The organism is Streptomyces sp. CB01201 (genome assembly GCF_002803085.1).
Lineage (GTDB): Bacteria > Actinomycetota > Actinomycetes > Streptomycetales > Streptomycetaceae > Streptomyces > Streptomyces hundungensis.
In genome coordinates, this window is the sequence record NZ_NNBJ01000005.1 from 149,516 (window position 1) to 168,764 (window position 19,249).

At 70.8% G+C, this 19,249-nt stretch carries 16 protein-coding genes and 1 pseudogene; 8 read left to right on the forward strand and 9 right to left on the reverse strand.

Annotated elements, in window-relative coordinates:
* The first annotated feature begins 9 nt into the window (after nt 1-9).
* Entirely contained in the window at nt 10-453 is a 444-nt protein-coding gene (locus CG740_RS12900; protein WP_234376219.1) for a hypothetical protein, read from the forward strand.
* A gap of 182 nt (nt 454-635) precedes the next feature.
* Here the strand turns inward: CG740_RS12900 and CG740_RS12905 are convergent, their stop codons facing one another.
* Nucleotides 636-1,460, reverse strand: coding sequence for a TrmB family transcriptional regulator (locus CG740_RS12905; protein ID WP_100575428.1), 825 nt, complete (start codon nt 1,458-1,460; stop codon nt 636-638).
* A gap of 261 nt (nt 1,461-1,721) precedes the next feature.
* Complete coding sequence (locus tag CG740_RS12910; protein ID WP_100575227.1) at nt 1,722-2,003, reverse strand: hypothetical protein; 282 nt, start codon at nt 2,001-2,003, stop codon at nt 1,722-1,724.
* Between the two features lie 165 nt (nt 2,004-2,168).
* Between CG740_RS12910 and CG740_RS12915 the strand changes: the two genes are divergently transcribed.
* Nucleotides 2,169-4,181, forward strand: a complete 2,013-nt coding sequence (locus tag CG740_RS12915; protein WP_100575228.1) for a putative Ig domain-containing protein — start codon at nt 2,169-2,171, stop codon at nt 4,179-4,181.
* A gap of 124 nt (nt 4,182-4,305) precedes the next feature.
* Here the strand turns inward: CG740_RS12915 and CG740_RS12920 are convergent, their stop codons facing one another.
* The 3 genes and pseudogenes from CG740_RS12920 to CG740_RS12930 form a co-directional block, all read right to left on the reverse strand.
* Nucleotides 4,306-4,974, reverse strand: coding sequence for a class I SAM-dependent methyltransferase (locus CG740_RS12920; RefSeq protein ID WP_100575229.1), 669 nt, complete (start codon nt 4,972-4,974; stop codon nt 4,306-4,308).
* A 335-nt stretch (nt 4,975-5,309) separates the two neighbouring features.
* Nucleotides 5,310-5,936: pseudogene (locus CG740_RS40870) on the reverse strand (TIGR04282 family arsenosugar biosynthesis glycosyltransferase); the annotation flags it as partial.
* Nucleotides 5,933-6,697: a glycosyltransferase family 2 protein gene (locus tag CG740_RS12930; RefSeq protein ID WP_376211092.1), complete on the reverse strand. Its 765-nt coding sequence runs from the start codon at nt 6,695-6,697 to the stop codon at nt 5,933-5,935. The gene CG740_RS12930 and the pseudogene CG740_RS40870, both read right to left, overlap by 4 nt.
* Nucleotides 6,698-6,842: 145 nt before the next feature.
* Here CG740_RS12930 and CG740_RS12935 point away from each other — a divergent pair, with 145 nt between their 5' ends.
* The 4 genes from CG740_RS12935 to CG740_RS12950 all read left to right on the forward strand — a co-directional run bounded on the left by CG740_RS12935 (nt 6,843) and on the right by CG740_RS12950 (nt 12,368).
* Nucleotides 6,843-7,745 carry a response regulator transcription factor gene (locus tag CG740_RS12935; RefSeq protein WP_442802825.1) on the forward strand — a complete coding sequence of 301 codons (903 nt, stop codon included), beginning with the start codon at nt 6,843-6,845 and terminating at the stop codon, nt 7,743-7,745.
* On the forward strand, nt 7,738-8,856 hold the full coding sequence (locus CG740_RS12940) for a sensor histidine kinase (RefSeq protein ID WP_100575231.1): 1,119 nt from the start codon (nt 7,738-7,740) through the stop codon (nt 8,854-8,856). Before CG740_RS12935 ends, CG740_RS12940 begins: the two co-directional genes overlap by 8 nt.
* Nucleotides 8,857-9,126: 270 nt before the next feature.
* Nucleotides 9,127-9,696, forward strand: coding sequence for an ArsR/SmtB family transcription factor (locus CG740_RS12945; RefSeq protein ID WP_100575232.1), 570 nt, complete (start codon nt 9,127-9,129; stop codon nt 9,694-9,696).
* A complete protein-coding gene (locus tag CG740_RS12950) occupies nt 9,693-12,368 on the forward strand; it encodes an FtsX-like permease family protein (RefSeq protein WP_100575233.1) in 2,676 nt (891 codons plus the stop codon). Before CG740_RS12945 ends, CG740_RS12950 begins: the two co-directional genes overlap by 4 nt.
* A 38-nt stretch (nt 12,369-12,406) precedes the next feature.
* Here CG740_RS12950 and CG740_RS12955 read toward each other — a convergent pair whose 3' ends face one another.
* The gene (locus CG740_RS12955) at nt 12,407-13,405 is read right to left on the reverse strand and encodes an NAD-dependent epimerase/dehydratase family protein (RefSeq protein ID WP_100575234.1); all 999 of its coding nucleotides are present in this window, start codon (nt 13,403-13,405) and stop codon (nt 12,407-12,409) included.
* An 80-nt stretch (nt 13,406-13,485) separates the two neighbouring features.
* Between CG740_RS12955 and CG740_RS12960 the strand changes: the two genes are divergently transcribed.
* A complete protein-coding gene (locus tag CG740_RS12960) occupies nt 13,486-13,797 on the forward strand; it encodes a 4a-hydroxytetrahydrobiopterin dehydratase (RefSeq protein WP_100575235.1) in 312 nt (103 codons plus the stop codon).
* Between the two features lie 614 nt (nt 13,798-14,411).
* The gene (locus CG740_RS12965) at nt 14,412-15,482 is read left to right on the forward strand and encodes a S1 family peptidase (RefSeq protein WP_442802822.1); all 1,071 of its coding nucleotides are present in this window, start codon (nt 14,412-14,414) and stop codon (nt 15,480-15,482) included.
* Nucleotides 15,483-15,651: 169 nt separating this feature from the next.
* Here the strand turns inward: CG740_RS12965 and CG740_RS12970 are convergent, their stop codons facing one another.
* From CG740_RS12970 to CG740_RS12980, 3 genes are all read right to left on the reverse strand, one after another.
* Nucleotides 15,652-15,948, reverse strand: coding sequence for a hypothetical protein (locus CG740_RS12970; RefSeq protein ID WP_100575237.1), 297 nt, complete (start codon nt 15,946-15,948; stop codon nt 15,652-15,654).
* Between the two features lie 744 nt (nt 15,949-16,692).
* The gene (locus tag CG740_RS12975) at nt 16,693-18,078 is read right to left on the reverse strand and encodes a S53 family peptidase (RefSeq protein WP_100575238.1); all 1,386 of its coding nucleotides are present in this window, start codon (nt 18,076-18,078) and stop codon (nt 16,693-16,695) included.
* A 315-nt stretch (nt 18,079-18,393) separates the two neighbouring features.
* Entirely contained in the window at nt 18,394-19,230 is an 837-nt protein-coding gene (locus tag CG740_RS12980; protein ID WP_100575239.1) for an aldo/keto reductase, read from the reverse strand.
* Nucleotides 19,231-19,249: the final 19 nt, after the last annotated feature.

The following is a 19,249-nucleotide window of genomic DNA, read 5'->3' on the forward strand; positions in this document are numbered from 1 at the left end:
ACGGCGCTCATGACGAAGACGCGAACGGCACTGATGCGTACGTTGTCGACGCGCAGCGCGCTCGGCGCGGCGGGGCTCGCGATGATGGTGCTCGGCGGAGTACTGCTCTGGGGTCAGGCCACGCACTGGGACGTGCTGATCTGGCTGGCCGGGGCCGTTGTTCTGCACGACGGGCTGATCGCGCCACTGGTACTCGGCGTGGGCCTGCTGCTCGGCGGCCTGAAGAACCGCGGCCTGCCGCGTGGCGCGCTGCTCACCGTCGGCTGCCTCGTCCTGATCGCGCTCCCGCTCCTCCTCCGCCCGCTGCCGACTGCCAACTCCTCGGTTCTGCCCCTGAATTACGTGCGCGGTCTCCTGATCTGTCTGGCGGTGGTGGCTGCTCTCGCGGGGATGATCGGCGCGGTGCGTTGGGGGAGGGGGAAGGTGAACAACCGCAAATTCAACGGAGGTTGAGCACTGCGATCGATCCGTCGAGACGTCTCGCGCGAGTCCTGACAGCCAATCAATGGCCCGGCAGTTGCTGTGCTCGCCAGTTTCTGTGCCCGCCAGTTCCTGTGCCCGCCAGTTCCTGTGCCCGGCAGTCGGGCAGCCCTGGCAGTCGGGCAGGCGCGGCAGCCCGGTAGGCCCGCGGGCGGTCAGGCCTTGTTCCGGGCCGCATCTCGCATCGGCTCCGCCGCCTCCCACACGCTCTGGAACGCCAGTCGCAGACAGGCCGCGAGCGCGGGGTGCTCGATGTACAGGGCGGTCGTGGCACCCGTCCCCGCGACCGGGTCCGGCATGTCGCACAGCACCAACGAGGCATCCGCGATGACCAGTTTGAGGGGAAGGCGCTGAGCGAAGCGGGCCTCTTCGCCCGCCTCGGCGAAGCGGCGCACGTTCTCCAGGACCTCCTCGTCGGCCAGCGCGTCGTGCGTGTAGACCGCCCGCACCGTGCCCTTGGCGCGCCGCAGCCGTCGCGTCGCCTTGATCCCGCTCGTGTTCGCGGCCGGGGCGACGAACGGGGGCATGCAAAACGTGAGGAGCTCGGAGTCGGCCTGCTCCTGGATGTCGGCGAAGCGCTCGGCGATCTGCCGCTGGTCACGCAGCACCTCGATGTAGTCGAGCGGGTCCGTGTGGGCCCGGCCGTCCGCCCACAGGGGGAGGAGCATCGAGGTGAGACCGGCCGACACCTTCTCCAGCCGCTCCAGTGACTCTCTTTGACGGTTCATCAGGCGAGTGAGCGCGAGCTCCGGCGCGACCGCGGTGAAGGTGGCGACCCTGCCTCGGTGGGCCACTGCCAGCTGGGCGCGCACCAGGCCGTCGAGGACGTCGTAGATGCGCTGGCGCGGCACCTCCGCCTCCCGCGCCACCTGCGCCGCGGTGTAGGAGTCGCGCCTGACGAGGGCGAGGTAGACCCGTGACTCGTAGCGGGACAGACCCAGCTCGACGAGGTCGTTGACGGACCCCTCATCCGGCTCCATGCGCATCCCCGTCCAGCTCCATGTACGTCCTCCCACGGCAAGTTGCCCGCCACCGTATACACGTACACCCGCTCTGAGCAGCCCCGTGATCCTTTGGAATTCGGCGGGCCGCCCCCACGGTGATCCATCCCGTTTCGAGGGCAAGGCTTTGCCTCGGGCTTGCCTAACGCTGTTGTCGCACCCGGCGGCCGTCGCTACCTTCGTCCCTGCCACCACTTGAGCGGGTGGCAGTCTTCGCGAGGTGCCACCGTCAAGCACTGATCACGCAAAGCCGCACTCGCTGATCACGTGCACATGCACACACGTACCGCCGAACGTGCCGCACCCGTAATGCCGATCGCGCATCCGCGCCCGATCGAATCTCCGTTTACGCACCATGTGCTCCCGCACCACGGGCACGGGCACCATGTGCTCCCGCACCACGGGCACGGGCACCATGTGCTCCCGCACCACGGGCACAGGCATCACGTGCTCCCGCACCACGTATTGCGACGCCATGCACAGCCGCACCAGGTAGTGCCGCACCACATGGAGCCGCACCACGTAGCGCCGAGCTATGGAGTGCCGTACCCCGCACTCCGCACTCCGTGCCACGCGCTCCGTAACCCGTACCCCCGCCCCGTACTGCCGAACGCGCCGGATCAGTTCCGCCGAAGACCCAGCTCCCGGCACCTCTCCGCTCGCCCCGATCCGGCGAACCAACCCCCCATGGAGGGCAGTTCCTTGTACTCGAAGAGACCCTTCGGCCTCCCCGGATTCACTCGCCGGGCCGCCACCGCCGCGCTCTCCGCGGCGGCCCTGGTCACCGGCGGCCTGATCGCCGTCGCCCCGTCCGTCGCCGCGGCCACCGACAGCGGCAGCTCCCAGCCGGCCAACGTGCAACGCCTGTGCGCCCAGCCCGACAAGGCCGGCGTGATGTCCTGCCTGGCGCTGGCCCGTACCGACGTGCGCCACCACCTCGGCATATCCCCGAACGCGGCCCCCTCCGGCTACGGCCCCACCGACCTGCAGAGCGCGTACGCCCTGCCGTCGAGTGCCGGCGCCGGTGCGACCGTCGCGATCGTGGACGCGCAGGACGACCCGAACGCCGAGTCCGACCTCGCCACGTACCGCTCGCAGTACGGACTGCCCGCCTGCACCACCGCGAACGGGTGCTTCAAGAAGGTGGACCAGAACGGCGGCACCAACTACCCGACGGCGGACTCGGGTTGGGCCGGTGAGATCTCCCTCGACGTCGACATGGTCAGCGCCGTCTGCCCGCAGTGCCACATCCTGCTCGTCGAGGCGACCTCCGCGAACATGGGCGACCTCGGTGCGGCCGTGAACCGCGCGGTCACCATGGGCGCCAAGTATGTCTCCAACAGCTACGGCGGCAGCGAGGACTCGACCGACCCGAGCTCCGACGCCTCCTACTTCAACCACCCGGGCGTCGCCATCACCGTCTCCTCCGGTGACAGCGGCTACGGCGTCGAGTACCCGGCCGCCTCCCAGTACGTGACCTCCGTCGGCGGCACCTCGCTGAGCCGTGCCAGCAACACCCGCGGCTGGTCCGAATCGGTCTGGGGCACCAGCTCCGGCGGCGAGGGCGCGGGCTCCGGCTGCTCGGCGTACGACCCGAAGCCGTCCTGGCAGAAGGACACCGGCTGCGCCAAGCGCACCGTCGCCGACGTCTCCGCGGTCGCCGACCCCAACACCGGCCTCGCGGTCTACGACAGCTACCAGGCCACCGGCTGGAACGTGTACGGCGGCACCAGCGCCTCCTCGCCGATCATCGCCAGTGTGTACGCGCTGGCCGGCACCCCCGCCGCGAACACGGTCCCGGCGTCCTACCCCTACGCCCACACCTCCTCCCTCAACGACGTCACCTCCGGCGCCAACGGCAGTTGCAGCCCGGCCTACCTGTGCCAGGCGGCCGCCGGTTACGACGGCCCGACCGGTCTCGGCACCCCGAACGGCACGGCGGCCTTCACCGGTGGCACCAGCACCGGCAACACCGTGTCGGTGACCAACCCGGGCAACCAGTCGACGCAGGTCAACACCGCGGTCTCGCTCCAGATCCACGCGACGGACTCCGACAGCGGCCAGTCGCTGACCTACAGCGCCACCGGCCTCCCGGCCGGCCTGTCCATCAACGCCTCCACCGGACTGATCTCCGGCACCCCGACCGCCGCCGGATCCTCCAACGTCACCGTGACCGCCAAGGACTCCACCAACGCCAGCGGCGCCACGTCCTTCACCTGGAACGTCAGCACCTCGGGCGGCGGCTGCACCGCGTCCCAACTGCTCGGCAACCCCGGCTTCGAGACCGGTAGCGCCGCACCCTGGTCCGCGACCGCGGGCGTCATCGACAGCTCCAGCGGCGAGGCCGCACACTCCGGCTCGTGGAAGGCCTGGCTCAACGGCTACGGCACCACGCACACCGACTCGCTGTCCCAGTCGGTGACCATCCCGGCCGGGTGCCACGCCACCCTCAGCTACTACCTGCACATCGACACCAAGGAGACGACCACCACCACCGCCTACGACAAGCTGACGGTGACGGCCGGTTCGACCACCCTGGCGAGCTACTCCAACCTCAACAAGAACACCGGCTTCGCACAGAAGTCCTTCGACCTCTCCTCGTACGCGGGGCAGACGGTGACCCTCAAGTTCAACGGTGTGGAGGACAGCAGCCTGGCCACGTCGTTCGTCATCGACGACACCGCGGTCAACGTGAGCTGACCTGAACGCGCTTGGGGCGGGGCGGGGTTGCACTCCCACGGGGTGAACTCCCACGGGGGCAACCCCTGCCCCGCCCCTTCGCGCGTTGCACGGTCGGCGTCGCCTTTCCTTCAGCCGCTTTCCTCTAGCCGCGCCGAAGGGCCACGAACGGGCGGCCCGCCGCGGTCCAGCGGCCGGCCGGGCGCCAGCCCAGGGGGCGGGCGCAGGACAGCAACGCGTTCGTGCCGAGCCGCGCCCAGTCGAAGTCGCCACCCGTCGCGCCGTGTGCGTCGGAGACCCTGACCCGGAGTCGCTCGTCGATCTCGTACGGAGCCGTCTCCACCATCAACAGGCCATCAGGTACGACGAGTTGGGCCACGCGATCGAGGAGCTTCGCCGGGTCGCCGCCGATGCCCACATTGCCGTCCATGAGCAGTGCGGTGTCCCAGCGCCCCTCGCCGGGCAGCCGCTCGAAGACCGAGCGGCACAGCGCGCTGCCGCCCCAGTCGCGGGTGTGGCGGACTGCCTCGGGGCTGACATCGACGCCCAGGGCCGCGACCCCGTCGGCGGCGAGCGCGGCCACCAGGCGGCCCGGCCCGCAGCCGATGTCCAGGACCGCGCCCCGGCAGCGGCGCAGCACCGTACGGTCCGCCAAGTCGGGCTCCGCACACCAGCGTTCGACATCGAGCGGCAAGAGCCAGCCGTCGGGCCTGCGCAGGAACAGCGGGCCGCGCCCGGAGCGCAGGGCATCGGTGTAGGGGTCGGCGTGCCAGGCGGCCGGAGCCGCGGTGGTGACCGAGAGCGCTCTCACCATGCGCGCGGCCCGGGTGTCAGGGGCTCGCCCTGGGCGGACACGGCCCCCGGGGCCGGGTGGCCCGCGATCGGTGCGGGCGCCAGCGGCTCTTCGTTCGGGGCGGCCTCGACCGCCACGGGTTGTGCGTTCGGGGTGGGCCCGACTGCCACGGGTTGTGCGTTCGGGGTGGGCCCGACTGCCACGGGTTGTGCGTTCGGGGTGGGCCCGACCGCCATGGGCTGTGCGTTCGGGGCGTGCGGAATGGGCGAGGGCCGTGTTGTCCGGGCGGCCGAGGCCCCGATCGCCGCGGGCCGAGAGGCCGCAGGGCGGCCGGGGCGGCCGGGGTGGCTCACGTCGAGAGCACGGGCGAACCGGCCGTGCGGCGCGAGCTCCGCGACGAGACGGGCATCCCCCGCGGTGTCCACATCCCGCAGCCACGCCAGCTCGCGCACCGCGAGCCCGGCGTCGGACAGCCGCTGCCGCTGAACGCGCCCCGTCTCGGCCACCGACATCGGCACCCCGAGCAGCAGCGCGGGATCGGGGTCGGTCAGGCCGAGCGCCCAGAACCCGCCGTCCTCCGCCGGCCCGAACCACGCCTCACCCGGACGGGGATCGGCGAGCGCGGGCGCGAGCAGGGCCGGGCTCACCTGCGGGGTGTCCATGCCGATCAGCAGCGCGGGTCCGGAGCACGCCGCGAACGCCGCCGCGATCCGCTCGTCCAGACCGCCCGCGCACTGCGGCAGCACCTCGATGCCGGGCGGAAGCCATGGCCCCGGCTCGCCGTCGAGGACGAGCACCCTTCTGCCGACGGGGGTGGCGAGCGCCGCGTCGAGGGTGTCGGCAAGCGAGGCCTCCGCGATACGGGCCGCCTCCTGCGGGGTGTACGGCGGGGTGAGCCGCGTCTTGACCCGGCCGGGCACCGGCGCCTTCGCCAGGATGATCAGCGTCGTACCCGGGGCCCGTCCAACCGCCGCCGCGCTCATCGTGCGGCCGCCGGAACGCGCTCCGCCACCGGCGGTTCGGCCAGCACCTTGCGCATGTCCCGCACCGCATGCCAGGTGCCCCGCCAGGTCCCGGTCACCTTGGACCTACCGGTGCGCGGCAGATAGGGCACGTCGTACTCGGCCACGCGCCACCCCGCGTCCGCGGCGCGCACCACCATCTGGAGCGGGTAGCCGCTGCGCCGGTCGGTGAGGTCGAGCCCGAGCAGCGCCTCACGGCGCGCGGCCCGCAGCGGGCCGAGATCGTGCAGCCGGAGCCCGGTGCGCCGCCGCAGCATCCGTGCGAGCGCCAGGTTCCCGGCCCGCGCGTGCGGCGGCCAGGCGCCGGGACCCTGCGGCCGCCGCCGGCCGAGCACCAGGTCGGCGGCGCCGGACGCCACGTCCCGTACGTACCGGACGAGCTCGGCCGGATCGAGCGAGGCGTCGCAGTCACAGAAGCAGACGTACTCGGCCTCGGCGGCGAGCAGCCCGGCGTGGCAGGCCGCGCCGAAGCCCCGGCGCGGCTCGTGCACCACGGTCGCGCCGAGCGCGCGGGCCACGTCGGGTGAACCGTCCGTCGACCCGTTGTCGACCACGACGGCCCGCCAGCCGTCCGGGATCCGGGCCAGTACCCAGGGCAGCGCCTCGACCTCGTCGAGGCAGGGCAGTACGACGTCCGCGACCAGGCCGCGCGGGGCGGAGGGAGAAGGCGGAGCGGGAGTGAGCGGCGGCGACCCGGGGGTTGCGGAGGGGGATTCAGTCACGCCCTCACCGTACGAAGCCAAACCGGGCAAAACGGATTTCGGGTTCTTACGAAACGCGGACATCGCCCGGTTGAGGCTCACCCGGCGCAGACGGACGCCTCCGCCCGGTGCGAGGGTGGATGCCATGCACAGCACCGAGAGCCGCATCCTGGTCGTCGACGACGATCCGACCGTCGCCGAGGTCGTCACCGGCTACCTGGAACGCGCGGGCCACGCCGTCGACCTCGCCGTCGACGGCCCCGCCGCCCTGCGCGCGGCCGCCGCGCGCCGCCCCGACCTGGTGGTACTCGATCTGATGCTGCCCGGCATGGACGGTCTGGAGGTCTGCCGCCGACTGCGCGCCACGGGCCCGGTGCCCGTGATCATGCTGACCGCGCGCGGCGACGAGGACGACCGCATCCTCGGTCTGGAGATAGGTGCCGACGACTATGTGACGAAGCCCTTCAGCCCGCGCGAACTCGTCCTGCGCGTCGAGTCCGTGCTGCGCCGCTCCCGCGCGGCGGCAGCGCGCCCGGGGCCACCGGTGTCCCGCGCGGGCATCACCCTCGACCCCACTGCCCGCACCGCTGCGAAGGGCGGACATGAACTCGCCCTGACTCTGCGGGAGTTCGATCTCCTGGCCTACCTCCTGGCCCGTCCTGGCGAGGCCATCACCCGGGAGCGGCTGATGCACGAGGTGTGGGGCTGGGAGTTCGGCGATCTGTCCACGGTCACCGTCCATGTCCGCCGTCTGCGCGGCAAGATCGAATCCGACCCGGCCAAGCCGACCCTGATCCGCACGGTGTGGGGAGTCGGCTACCGCTTCGAGGGGGAGGCGCCGGCGGAGGGAGCGGGGACGCGGCCAGGGGTGGCCGTGGCGGCGGCCGGGGAGGTGAAGGTGGCCGCGGGCAGCCTGCGGGGTGTCGGGAGCGACCCCGACCACCCCCGCCTCCACGCCGACCCCGACCTCCCCCTCGTCGAGCCCGATACCGGCGCGGCAGCCGGCCTCGGCGCCGGCGCCGCAGTCGGCCTCGACAACGGCGCACATCACGGAGCCGACCATGGGTGACATCCTCCTCATCGCGCTGTACGCCTTCCTCGGGGCGGCGGCCGCCGGACTCGTCGGCGCATTGGCCCTGCGGCTGCTTCGCCATCGCTCGCTCACCGCGTCCGTGGCCGTCGTCGCGGCCGTAGCGGTCCTCGCGATGCTGGCCGGCACGCTCGCCGTGGCCTGGGCGATGCTCCTGAACTCCCACGACCTGACCGTGGTGACGGTAGTCGTCGCCATGGCCGCCGTCGCCTCCCTCGCGACCGCGCTGCTGCTCGGCCGACGCGTCGTGGCCAGCAGCCACCGCCTCGCCCTGGCCACCCGATCGTTCGGCGACGGCGGCAGCTTCGACGCACCGGCAGGACCCGCGACCGCCGAACTGGCGGCGCTCAGCCGGGAGTTGGCGGCCACCAGCGCCAAGCTGACGGAGTCGCGCGAACGGGAACGGGCGCTCGAAACCTCGCGCCGCGAACTCGTGGCGTGGATCTCGCACGACCTGCGCACCCCGCTCGCCGGACTCCGCGCGATGGCCGAGGCCCTGGAAGACGGCATGGCCAAGGACCCGGACCGCTACTTCCGCCAGATCAGAACCGAGGTCGAACGCCTCAACTCCATGGTGGGCGACCTCTTCGAACTCTCCCGCATCCACGCCGGAGCGCTCTCCCTCAACCCGGCCCGGATGTCCGTCCACGACCTGATCGGCGATGCTCTGGCCGGCGCGGACCCCCTGGCCCGTGAACACGGCGTACGCCTCGTGGGCGAGCGCGTCGATGCGGTGCCCGTCGAGGTGGACGGCAAGGAAATGACCAGAGTCCTCGCCAACCTGCTGGTCAACGCCATCCGGCACACCCCGGCCGACGGCACGGTCGCGGTCGCCGCCGAGGGTTGCGACGGCGCGGTCACCCTCTCCGTCACGGACGGCTGCGGCGGCATTCCCGACGCCGACCTGCCCCGCGTCTTCGACACCGGCTGGCGTGGCACCGAGGCACGTACCCCGCCCGGCGGAGCCGGACTGGGCCTCGCGATCGTCCGCGGCATAGTCGAGGCCCACTCCGGCCGCGCCGAAGTACGCAACGTCGCCGGCGGCTGCCGATTCGAACTCACCCTCCCCGCAGCCCACGCCGTGAACTGACCCGTCCCAGGCCTCTCCCCGCCGCATACTGGCACGGCCAACCACACCGGCGCGCCACCGCCGGGAACGGACCCGCGCAAGGGGCGCCCTCCACGGAATAACCCTGACGCAACCTGACGCAAGGCGTCCATGCCCCGGAGCAGTCCTGAACCGGGCAACCCCGACACGGGCGGCCTGGGGTCGGGCACCGCCAGCCGGGGGTTAGCCCCACCCTCAGGACGCCGGGGCGCTCCAGTGCACAGGAACCTGTGCGCAGACGACTGTGTACGCATGGCACAAACACCGCGCCCCATCGAGATCACGGAACTGGCCGCGCTGAAGGCGCTGGCGCAGCCGCGGCGCCAGCGGATCCTCCAGCAACTCACCCTCGGCGGGCCCGCCACCGCGGCCATCCTGGCCCGCGGCCTCGGCCTGAACACCGGCGCCACCAGCTACCACCTGCGCGAACTGGCCCGATACGGATTTGTCGAAGACGCCGCAGGGCAGAGCCCGCGGGGCGAGCGATGGTGGCGAGCGATCCCGGCCGACCGACGCTTCCCGCCGCGCAGCCGACAGACTCCCCAGACGCGTCCCGTCCTGGACGAGCTCAACCGCCACGCGTATGCGGCCGACCTCGAACTCTTCGAGCGCCTCCAACGAGCCTCCACCACCGACGACTTCGCCTACTCCCGCAGCGAGCTGACCATCACCGAGGCCGAACTGGGCGCGTTCTTTGAGGAGTACATCGCACTCCTCAACCGCTACAAGCGCACCCCGGACCAAGCGCCCCCGGGTGCCCGCACCGTCCACACCCGACTGATGGCCTTCCCGGCCCCGCCGAACCCCGAGGACGCGTCATGATGCTGCGCTACGCCCTGACGAGTATCCGGCACCGGAAGGGCGGATTCCTGGGCGCCTTCATCGCCCTGATGTGTGCGGCTGCGTTGATCACCGCGTGCGGCACTCTCCTCGAAACCGGCCTGCGCGGCAGAATCGCTCCCGAGCGCTACGCCGCCGCACCGCTGATCGTCTCCGCGGACCAGAACGTGCACCAGACCACGGTCGAGAAGAAGAAGGGCAGGACCAAGGTCAAACACAAGGCGAAGCCCGTGGCCGAGCGAGCCTGGCTGCCCGAGAGCACCCTGCGAACCGTCCGAGCCGTCCCCGGAGTCAAATCGGCGACGCCCGAACTCACCTTCCCGGCCCGGGCGTTGGTGCCCACCGCCCCGTCGGGCGCGGCGGACGCACCGAGCCGGACGGCGGGCTCGCAGGGCGAACTCCGGCCCGATACCGCGAGCGCCTCCTATGGACACAGCTGGGACTCCGCAGCCCTCACCCCTTTCGAGCTCACCCAGGGGCATGCCCCTTCCGCCACCCACGACCTCGTTGTCGACCAAGGCCTCGCGACCCGTGCGCACCTCGCACTCGGCGACCGGCTGATGGTGCAGTCGACCCAGTCCCCGCGTGCGTACACCGTCACGGGTATCGCCGCGCCGGCCGACGGCGGGCGGCTGCGCCAACAGACCTCCCTCTTCTTCTCCACGGCCGAAGCGACTCGCCTGGCCGACCGCCCCGGACAGATCACCGTCATCGGTGTCACACCCGAAACCGGCATCGCACCGGCCCAGTTGGCCGAAGCGCTCCACAAGGCACTGTCCGGCAGCTCGACCCAGGCATCCACGGCCCAGGCATCCACGGCCCAGGCATCCACGGCCCAGGTATCCACGGGGGACGCCCGTGGCCCGGTCGAATTCCTGGACGCTGCCGGAGCGCGGGTCAAGCTGGTCTCCCTGGGCGGTGCCATCGGCGGAACCGCCCTCTTCGTGGCCCTGCTCGTCGTCGTCGGTACGTTCGCTCTCTCCATCCAGCAGCGCCACCGCGAACTCGCCCTGCTGCGCGCGATCGCCGCCACTCCGCAGCAGATGCGTCGGCTGATCGGCCGCGAGGCGCTGCTCGTGGGCGTCGTCGCCGGGGTGCTCGGCTCGCTCGCCGGCCTGCCACTGGGAGCCTGGTTGCACGACAGGTTCGTCGAGATGGGTGCCGTCCCCGCCACCCTCGAACGCGCCGTCAGCGTCTTCCCGATGGCCGCCGCCGTCACGGCGACCCTGCTCGCCGCCTGGGCGGCGGCCCGTATCTCCGCCCACCGTATCTCGCGCATCCGACCGGCCGAAGCGATGGCCGAGGCATCGGTGGAGCGCCGTCCGGCCCGTGGCCGGATCGTCGCGGGCCTCGCGACCCTCGTCGCAGGCGCGGTCCTCGTCGCCGTGCTGAGCGTGCTGCGCACGGAATCCGCTTCAACCCCCGTGACTTTCCTGTCCGTTGTCGTCCTCTCCGTAGCGGTCTCCTTGCTCGGTCCGGTCGTGGTCCGGGCCGCGGCGGCGCTGCTCTCGGGCCCGCTCGCGGCCGGCGGCCCCGGTGGCCGGCTCGCCACCGCCAACCTGCGCGGCAACGCGGCCCGTATGGCCGCGGCGGCCACCCCGCTCGCCCTGCTGATCGGTATGACCTGCACCGTCCTCTTCGTCCAGCCCACCCTCGCTGACGCCGCCCGCGCCCAGACCCGCGACGGCATTCGCGCGGACTGGGTGCTGACCGCCCAGGGCCCCGGCGTACCGGGGGAAGCGGCCCGCAGGGTCCGAACGACCCCGGGTGTCGCCGCCGCCACCGAGATCGTCCACAGCACCGTGCGTGTCGGCCTCGACAAGTACGCGGCCCAAGGCATCACCCCGGGCGGCCTGTCCCGGACGTGGAACCCGGATGTCACAAGCGGCAGCATCGACCGCTTCAGCGCGGACAACGCGACCGAGGCCCGGTCCGCCGCGGTCAGCCAACTCGCCGCAGACCAGCTGGGCCTCCACCCCGGCAGTCGGCTCAGCCTCACTCTCGGTGACGGAACTCCAGCCACGCTCACCGTCGCCGCGGTATACGCCCGCGGGCTCGGCTTCGGGGACATAACCCTCCCGCACGACCTGCTCGCACGCCACATGGACAACCCCCTCGCGTCTGCCGTCCTGATCTCTCTGGATCAGTCAGGCCCCGCCGTTACTCACAGTGAACTCGTGAGTTCCGTCCGGGAGTTCCAGGGCATCTCCGTCCTCACTCGTTCGAGTGCAAGCGGGATCCAGGCTGACAAACAGCAGAGCAACGCGGAGGGCAATGACCTCGCGATGGGACTGGTCCTGGCCTTCACGGCCATCGCCGTCGTCAACACGCTGGCGATGTCCATGTCCGAACGCGTCCGTGAGTTCGCCATGCTGCGGCTCGCCGGAGCGACCCGCCGGCAGATCCTGCGGATGCTCCGGATCGAGGGCTTGGCCGTCCTGCTGATCGCGGCGGTGCTCGGCTCCGGGATCTCCCTTGCCGTCCTGGTCGCGTTCAGCATCGGAATGACGGGCGCCGCCGCCCCCTCTGTCGTGCCGATCGGCTACGCCACCGTGGTCGGGGTCGCCGCGCTGCTGGCGCTCGTCGCCACCGCTCTGCCCGGCCACCTCGCACTCAAGCCCCGCCCGGTGGAGGCGGCCACCGCCAGGCAGTAGCGCGGGCCCGGGCTTGCGCGGTGGCGAACCGCGCGGGCCTAGGCTTCCGCGGTGGCGAACTCGGCCATCCCCTCGGCGAAGCCCACCGCCGGCTTCCAGCCCAGCTCACGCCGCAGCCGCGCCGAGTCCGCGGTGATGTGCCGTACGTCGCCGAGCCGGTATTCGCCCGTCACCACCGGCTCGGGGCCCCCGTGCGCCGACGCCAGCGCCCGCGCCATCTCGCCCACCGTGTGCGGGGTTCCGCTGCCCGTGTTGTACGCGGTGAGCGCGCCCGGCGGGCGGCCCGAGAGCGCTTCCAGAGCCACCACATTGGCCCCCGCGACATCGCGCACATGAACGAAGTCCCGACGCTGGCGGCCGTCCTCGAAGACGCGCGGCGCCTCGCCCCGTGCCAGCGACGAGCGGAAGAACGAGGCCACCCCCGCGTACGGCGTATCGCGGGGCATCCCCGGGCCGTACACATTGTGGTAGCGCAGCGAAACCGCCCGGCCGCCGGTCGCCCGCGCCCACGCGGCAGCCAGGTGCTCCTGCGCCAGCTTGGTGGTGGCATACACGTTCCGAGGGTCGACCGGCGCCTCCTCCGCCACCAGTCCAGGGCTCAACTCGGCTTGACAGTGGGGGCATTGAGGTTCGAACCGGCCCGTTTCCAGCCATTCGACCGGCCGCGGCCCAGGGCGTACGACGCCATGCTCGGCGCACTCGTAGCGGCCCTCGCCGTAGACCACCATCGACCCGGCGAGCACCAGGTCGCGCACCCCCGCGTCGGCCATCGCCGTCAGGAGCACCGCCGTACCGAGATCGTTGCAGCTCACGTACTCGGCCGCGTCGCCGAACCCCGTTCCCAGGCCGACCATCGCGGCCTGATGGCACACCGCGTCGACTCCACGCAGCGCCCGTGCCACCACGTCCGGATCACGTACGTCGTCCTCCGGACGGACCGCCCGATCCAGGACGAACGGCTCGTGGCCGTGGGTGGTGAGGGCTGTGACAATGTGCGAGCCGATGAAGCCCGCGCCTCCCGTGACAAGTACGCGCATAGGGGAGACGCTACGGATGTGGAGCCTCTCCGTCACCACTCCACCCCGTCATGTCACCACCCCGTAAGGAGTATTCGGACATGCCTGTTGAGCCGCTGTCGCAGAAGGACATCGAGGACCGGCTGGGTGAACTGCCCGGCTGGTCGCTGTCGGACAACCACGACCGGATCTCCCGCAGCTACCGACTGACGGGACATTTCGCGGCGACGGCCATGGTCGTCCACGTCGCTCAGATCCAGGAGGAACTCGGCCACCACTCCGACCTCACCCTCGGCTACAACACGGTCGCCCTGTCCGTGAACACCCACGACGCGGGTGGCGCACTCACCGAGCGCGACTTCCAACTGGCGCACCGGATCGAGGAGATCGCCGCCGTTCACGGCGCGGGGTGACATCAGCCGCTGGGAGGGAGCGCTCTCGGGGGCGGGGCCGAGGGGTGGCTCCGCCGACGGCGAGGGCTGTTGAGCGGCGGGTGCTGGGGGGCGTGGAAGGGCTAGATGTGGGGCGGTGAGGTGAGAGCGCTCTTACCTGCCGCGCTCGGAATGGTGTGCTGGGAGCGCTCTCGCGCATCGCGCAAGTTGGGAGCGCTTTCAGTCGGCCGGTGAGTTGGGAGCGCTCCCCGTTGCTGTGTGAGCCGGGAGCGCTCTCCGCTATCCCGTGTACGGCGCAGGCGCCCCGCTGCCTCGGGCGGGGCCCGGTGCCGCCTTGCCGGAGTCTAGTTGACGGCCGTTTCACAGTCCTTACGAGCACGCCAAGTTCCTTCACGAATGGCCCGCAGACCTTCGCGCAACACCCCTGCTCGCACTCAAGTATCGCCAACCCCCGCACGTATCGCGCTAGTTCATTACTTGCGCAAGGGAGCAATGGATGACGATACTCGACCCGGCGAGTTGACATGGACGCGCTGTGTGCCGGGGATCCTGGCCGCTGCGCCCGGGTCGGCGCGCCCCAATGGGCCCGGTGTACGACCCGAGGCCGGGCTCAACCCCCCACAGGAGGTTGTGAGTTGAAGCAGCGATGGATGTCAGGCCGACGTGCGGCCACCGCCGCGGCGGGAGCCCTGGCGCTCGGCGCGACCCTCACCATGCAGAGTGCCGACGCGGCCCCCGCACCGAATGTCGCCCCGTTGACCGCCGCATCGGCCGGTCAGCTGGCGCACCGGATCGACACCACCCTCGCCGGCCGTACGGCCGGCTCGTTCTATGACGCCAAGACCAAGAAGCTCGTGGTGAATGTGGTCGACGCCGCGACCGCCGACACCGTTCGTGCGGCGGGCGCCGAGGCGCGCACCGTCAAGCATTCGATGGCACAACTCGACTCCACACGGCGGCAGTTGAAGGCGCAGGCGTCCATACCGGGCACGGCCTGGTCGATGGATCCGGTCAGCAACACGATGGTCGTCAAGGCCGACCGTACCGTCACGGGTGACCGGCTGGCCCGGCTCGACAAGGTGGTCCGCGGTCTCGGCGACACGGTCACCCTGAAGAGAACAGCAGGCCGCTTCCAACCCCTCATCGCGGGTGGTGACGCGATCTGGGGGAGCAGTGCCCGCTGCTCGCTCGGTTTCAACGTCACAGTGGGCGGCCAGCCGTACTTCCTGACCGCGGGACACTGCGGCAACGCCGTCTCCAGCTGGTCCGACCAGCAGGGCGGTTCGGAGATCGGTGTCACCCAGGACTCCACGTTCCCGGGCCACGACTACGCCCTGGTGCGCTACACCAGCGGCATCGATCACCCGAGCGCGGTGGACCTGTACAACGGTTCGTCTCAGCAGATCAGCGGGGCCGGTGACGCCACCGTCGGCGAGCAGGTTCAGCGCAGCGGCTCCACCACGGGCGTCAACGGCGGTCAGGTGACCGGCCTCAACGCCACCGTGACGTACCAGGAGGGCCAGGTCGACGGCCTGATCGACACCACCGTCTGCGCCGAGCCCGGCGACAGCGGCGGCTCGCTCTTCGATGGCGGTACGGCCCTCGGCCTGACCTCCGGCGGCAGTGGCGACTGCTCCTCGGGTGGGGAGACCTTCTTCCAGCCCGTCCCGGAAGCGCTCTCGGCGTACGGGGCGCAGATCGGCTAAACCCAGTCGGCCCCCGGATGGGCACCCCGTGCCGCTCGACCTCCCCCCAACGGCGCGGGGTGCCCGTCCCATGCCTCTGTTGGGCGCTTGCCTCTATCGGGTGTCCCTGTCGGGCACCTCCTGCTGTTCCGGGGCGTCGCCCTGTCAATCCCCTTATGGGGGCGGTGAGTCAGGCGTCCCCCGACAGGAGGTGTTGGGGCACGGAACGGAACGTCCAGCGGCCGGATCGTCGGGTGAACACCCACACCAGATCGAACCGGTCAGGCCATTCCTCCGGAACTCCGGCGACCTGTGCGGCTTCCAGCGCGTCGACGATCGCCGGGATCTTGGAGTGCTCCCAGCAGATGAGTACCGGAGACGCGGCCGAGAGGGCGGCGGCGGCCAGCTCCTTTTCGCTGCCCTCGGCGAACTCCGTGTTCACCCGCACGTGGAGGGCCTCGCCGAGGGGTGTGACGGTCTGCCGCATCCTGTGCGCACCGGCGTGCGGGCCTTGGTCCGCCGCGGCATAGAGCGTCGTGGGGCGAGGGAGGGCCGCCGAATCAGCGGAGGGGCCATTCGACGTGCTGGATGGTTCGGATGGTTCGGATGGACCGGGCAGCCCGGAGGTACCAGCCGCAGTGGTAGGGCTTGCCGCGTCTGGTCCTTCCGACCGCGCTCTGTCCGTCGCCCCTACCCTCGCTCTCGCTACCGTCGTGCCCGCGGTACCTACCGCGCCCGCCGTGTTGACCGTATGGGCGAAGAGGCGGGGCAGTGCGCGAGAGCGCTCCCAGCCCTGTCGGGTCAAGGACTTCTTGTCCTGCTTGCCGGCTTCGTCGAATCCGGGATCGCCGGAATTTGGCTTCTCGCCATGCCGGATGATCATGATGGTGGTGTCCCGATCCGAATCCGCCGGTGGGGTGGCTGTCGATGTGGAGTGCTTGCCGACGCTTCCGCCGCAGCCCGCCGCGACGATCGGCGCGGCCAGGGCGAGACTCAACAGGACGGACCGTCGGCTGGGGCCGCCGCTTGCCCGAGTCACCCTCGTACCTCTTCCCGCGATGGACGCACCTGTTTCCAGGGGAGCTTTTCAGGGCGTTGTGCTCCCGGCAAAGTTCCCAACCCCCGGCATGTAAAAGGTAGTTGTTGCCCCACCGTGAGGTAGGGCAAGACGCCGCCGCCCAAGCAATCCGGGCGGCGGCGTCACATGTGGGCCGCGTGGGTGCGGGGGCCGTCAGTGGTGGTGGCGGCTCTCGCGGGCCAGCGCGGGCACGAAGCGGGCCGCGTCGATGGTGCCGACGCCGGTCGCCATGTCGTAGCCCTTCACCGCGGTGTAGCCGGTGACGCCGGCGTAGCTGTTGTTCGTGCCGTCCTTGACGTCGACGAGGCCGGACCCCGGCTTGTAGCCCTCGTTCTTGTAGAGCGAGTACAGCGCGTCGTTGATGTTGCCCAGGCGGTGCCCGGCTGCCTGGTCGGCCAGGGCGACGATGCCGGAGAACAGCGGGCTGGCCTCGCTCGTTCCGCCGGACACGTCCCAGCCCACGGCGGTCGGGTCGTAGCTGGAGTACACCCAGGCGCCGCCGTTGACCGCGGCGGACATCGAGATGTCCGGGGTGCCGCGCCGGTTGCCGACGGCCGCCCGCACGCCGTTCTGGTAGGAGGGCCGCTCGAAGACGTGGGACTGGCCGCCGCCGCCCGAACCGTTGTCGTTGTAAACGCTCTCAGGGCTGAGGCGGTTGCCCTTGTCGTCGAGGTGCAGCTGGGTGCCGCCGATGGAGGTGACCAGCGGGTCGGAGGAGGGCCAGGAGTTGACGCGCTCCTTGTAGTAGCCGCTGCCGTCCGCGGTGTTGTCGGTGGCGCCGCCGTCACCGGAGGAGGCGAGCACGGTCACGCCGTGGTCGGCGGCGTCCTTGAACGCGTACCGCAGCTTCTTGATGCTGGAGAAGTCGCCCTTGTCGAAGCCGGGGAACGTGTTCTCCGTGGCGCCGAAGCTCTGCGTGATGACATCGCCGATGCCGCGGTCGATGAGGTGCTTCTCCGCGTCCATCATCTCGGGCAGACCGGTGACGCCCTCGGTTTCCGCGATCGCCGTCTCCACCAGGACGATCTTCGCGTCCGGGGCCACCGCGTGCGCCATCTCGACGTCTAGGGTGGACTCACCGGCCCAGCCGGTCATGTCCTTGTTCTTCGGGTCCCACTTGGGAACGTTGCCCCACTTGACCACATCGACCTTGCTGCTGGGAATGCCGTACTGCTTGCTGTACACGTCCAGGTCGTGCTGGATCGTCGGCGAGCCGAAGGAGTCCACGATCACGATCGTGCGGCCCTTGCCGGTGATGCCCGCCCTGTAGAGCGGGTTCAGGTTGTACGCCTGGCGGTATTGCAGGGGGCCGTAGCAGGCGATCTTCCACTTGGCCTGGCACTGCTCGGTGCTGAGCGGGCCGCTGGTCGAGTGGGCGAGCAGGTGTCCGGCGATGGCCGGAACGGGCTTTACCTGCGGGACGGCAGGCGCGGCGGTGGCGGACCCGGACAGCGGGGTGGCTATCACCGCGGCGGCGGCAAGGGCGGTGGCCCCAACTGTCGCAGCTGCGGTACGAGTCCGGGGGCGGGCTATGCGCATGAAGGCTCCCTGAGTGGGGGTGAGGCCGCACGGGGCGGTCTTCGCGATCCCATCGGGAAGGTCATGGGCAGGACAAGAGCATTTAGCGCTTGATGTCGAACGCTTTGCCTGGATGGTGCACTTGAATGAACATTCTTGGTTGGGAGCTGACCAACCAAAGTCGGAAACCGACAATTGAGTCACGGTGATGGCCGACGAACGACGCGAGCCCGGAAGCGGCAGAAGGGGCGCCGCCCGACCGGAGTCGGGCGGCGCCCCTCTTGATGCGCTGCTCAGCGCTGCTCAGCACTGGTCCGTACTGATCAGCGCGGGTGCTCAGGCGCCGAGGTTGAACTCCGACGGGTTCGGACCCAGGCGCTTGCCCTCGTCGAGCGCGGCGAGCGCGGCCAGGTCGTCCGCGTCGAGCTCGAAGCCGAAGACGTCGATGTTCTCCTTGATGCGCGACGGCGTCACGGACTTCGGGATCACGACGTTGCCGATCTGGAGGTGCCAGCGCAGCACCACCTGGGCCGGGGTGCGGTCGTGCTTCCGCGCGATCGCGACCACGGTCGGAACCTCAAGGAGGCCTCGGCCCTGACCGAGCGGCGACCAGGCTTCGGTCGCGATGGAATGCTTGGCGTGCAGGGCGCGCGACTCCGTCTGCGCGAGCTGCGGGTGGAGCTCGATCTGATTGACGGCGGGGACCACCGAGGTCTCGCCGAGCAGCCGCTCCAGGTGCTCCGGCTGGAAGTTGGAGACGCCGACGGACCGGGCGCGGCCGTCCTTGAGGATCTTCTCGAACGCCTTGTACGTGTCGACGTACGCGTCCTTGGCCGGGACCGGCCAGTGGATCAGGTACAGGTCGACGTAGTCGAGGCCGAGCTTGTCGAGCGAGGCGTCGAAGGCGCGCAGCGTCGAGTCGTAACCCTGCTCCGAGTTCCAGAGCTTCGTCGTGATGAAGAGCTCTTCACGGGCTACCCCGGAGGCGGCGACGGCCTTGCCGGTGCCCCTCTCGTTCTCGTAGATCGCGGCGGTGTCGATGCTCCGGTACCCGGACTCGATGGCCGTGGCGACCGCCTTCGCGGCTTCGTCGTCCGGCACCTGCCAGACGCCGAAACCGAGTTGCGGCATTTCGACGCCGTTGTTGAGGGTGATGGAGGGGACCTTGCTCACGAGCGGTCGATCCTTACGT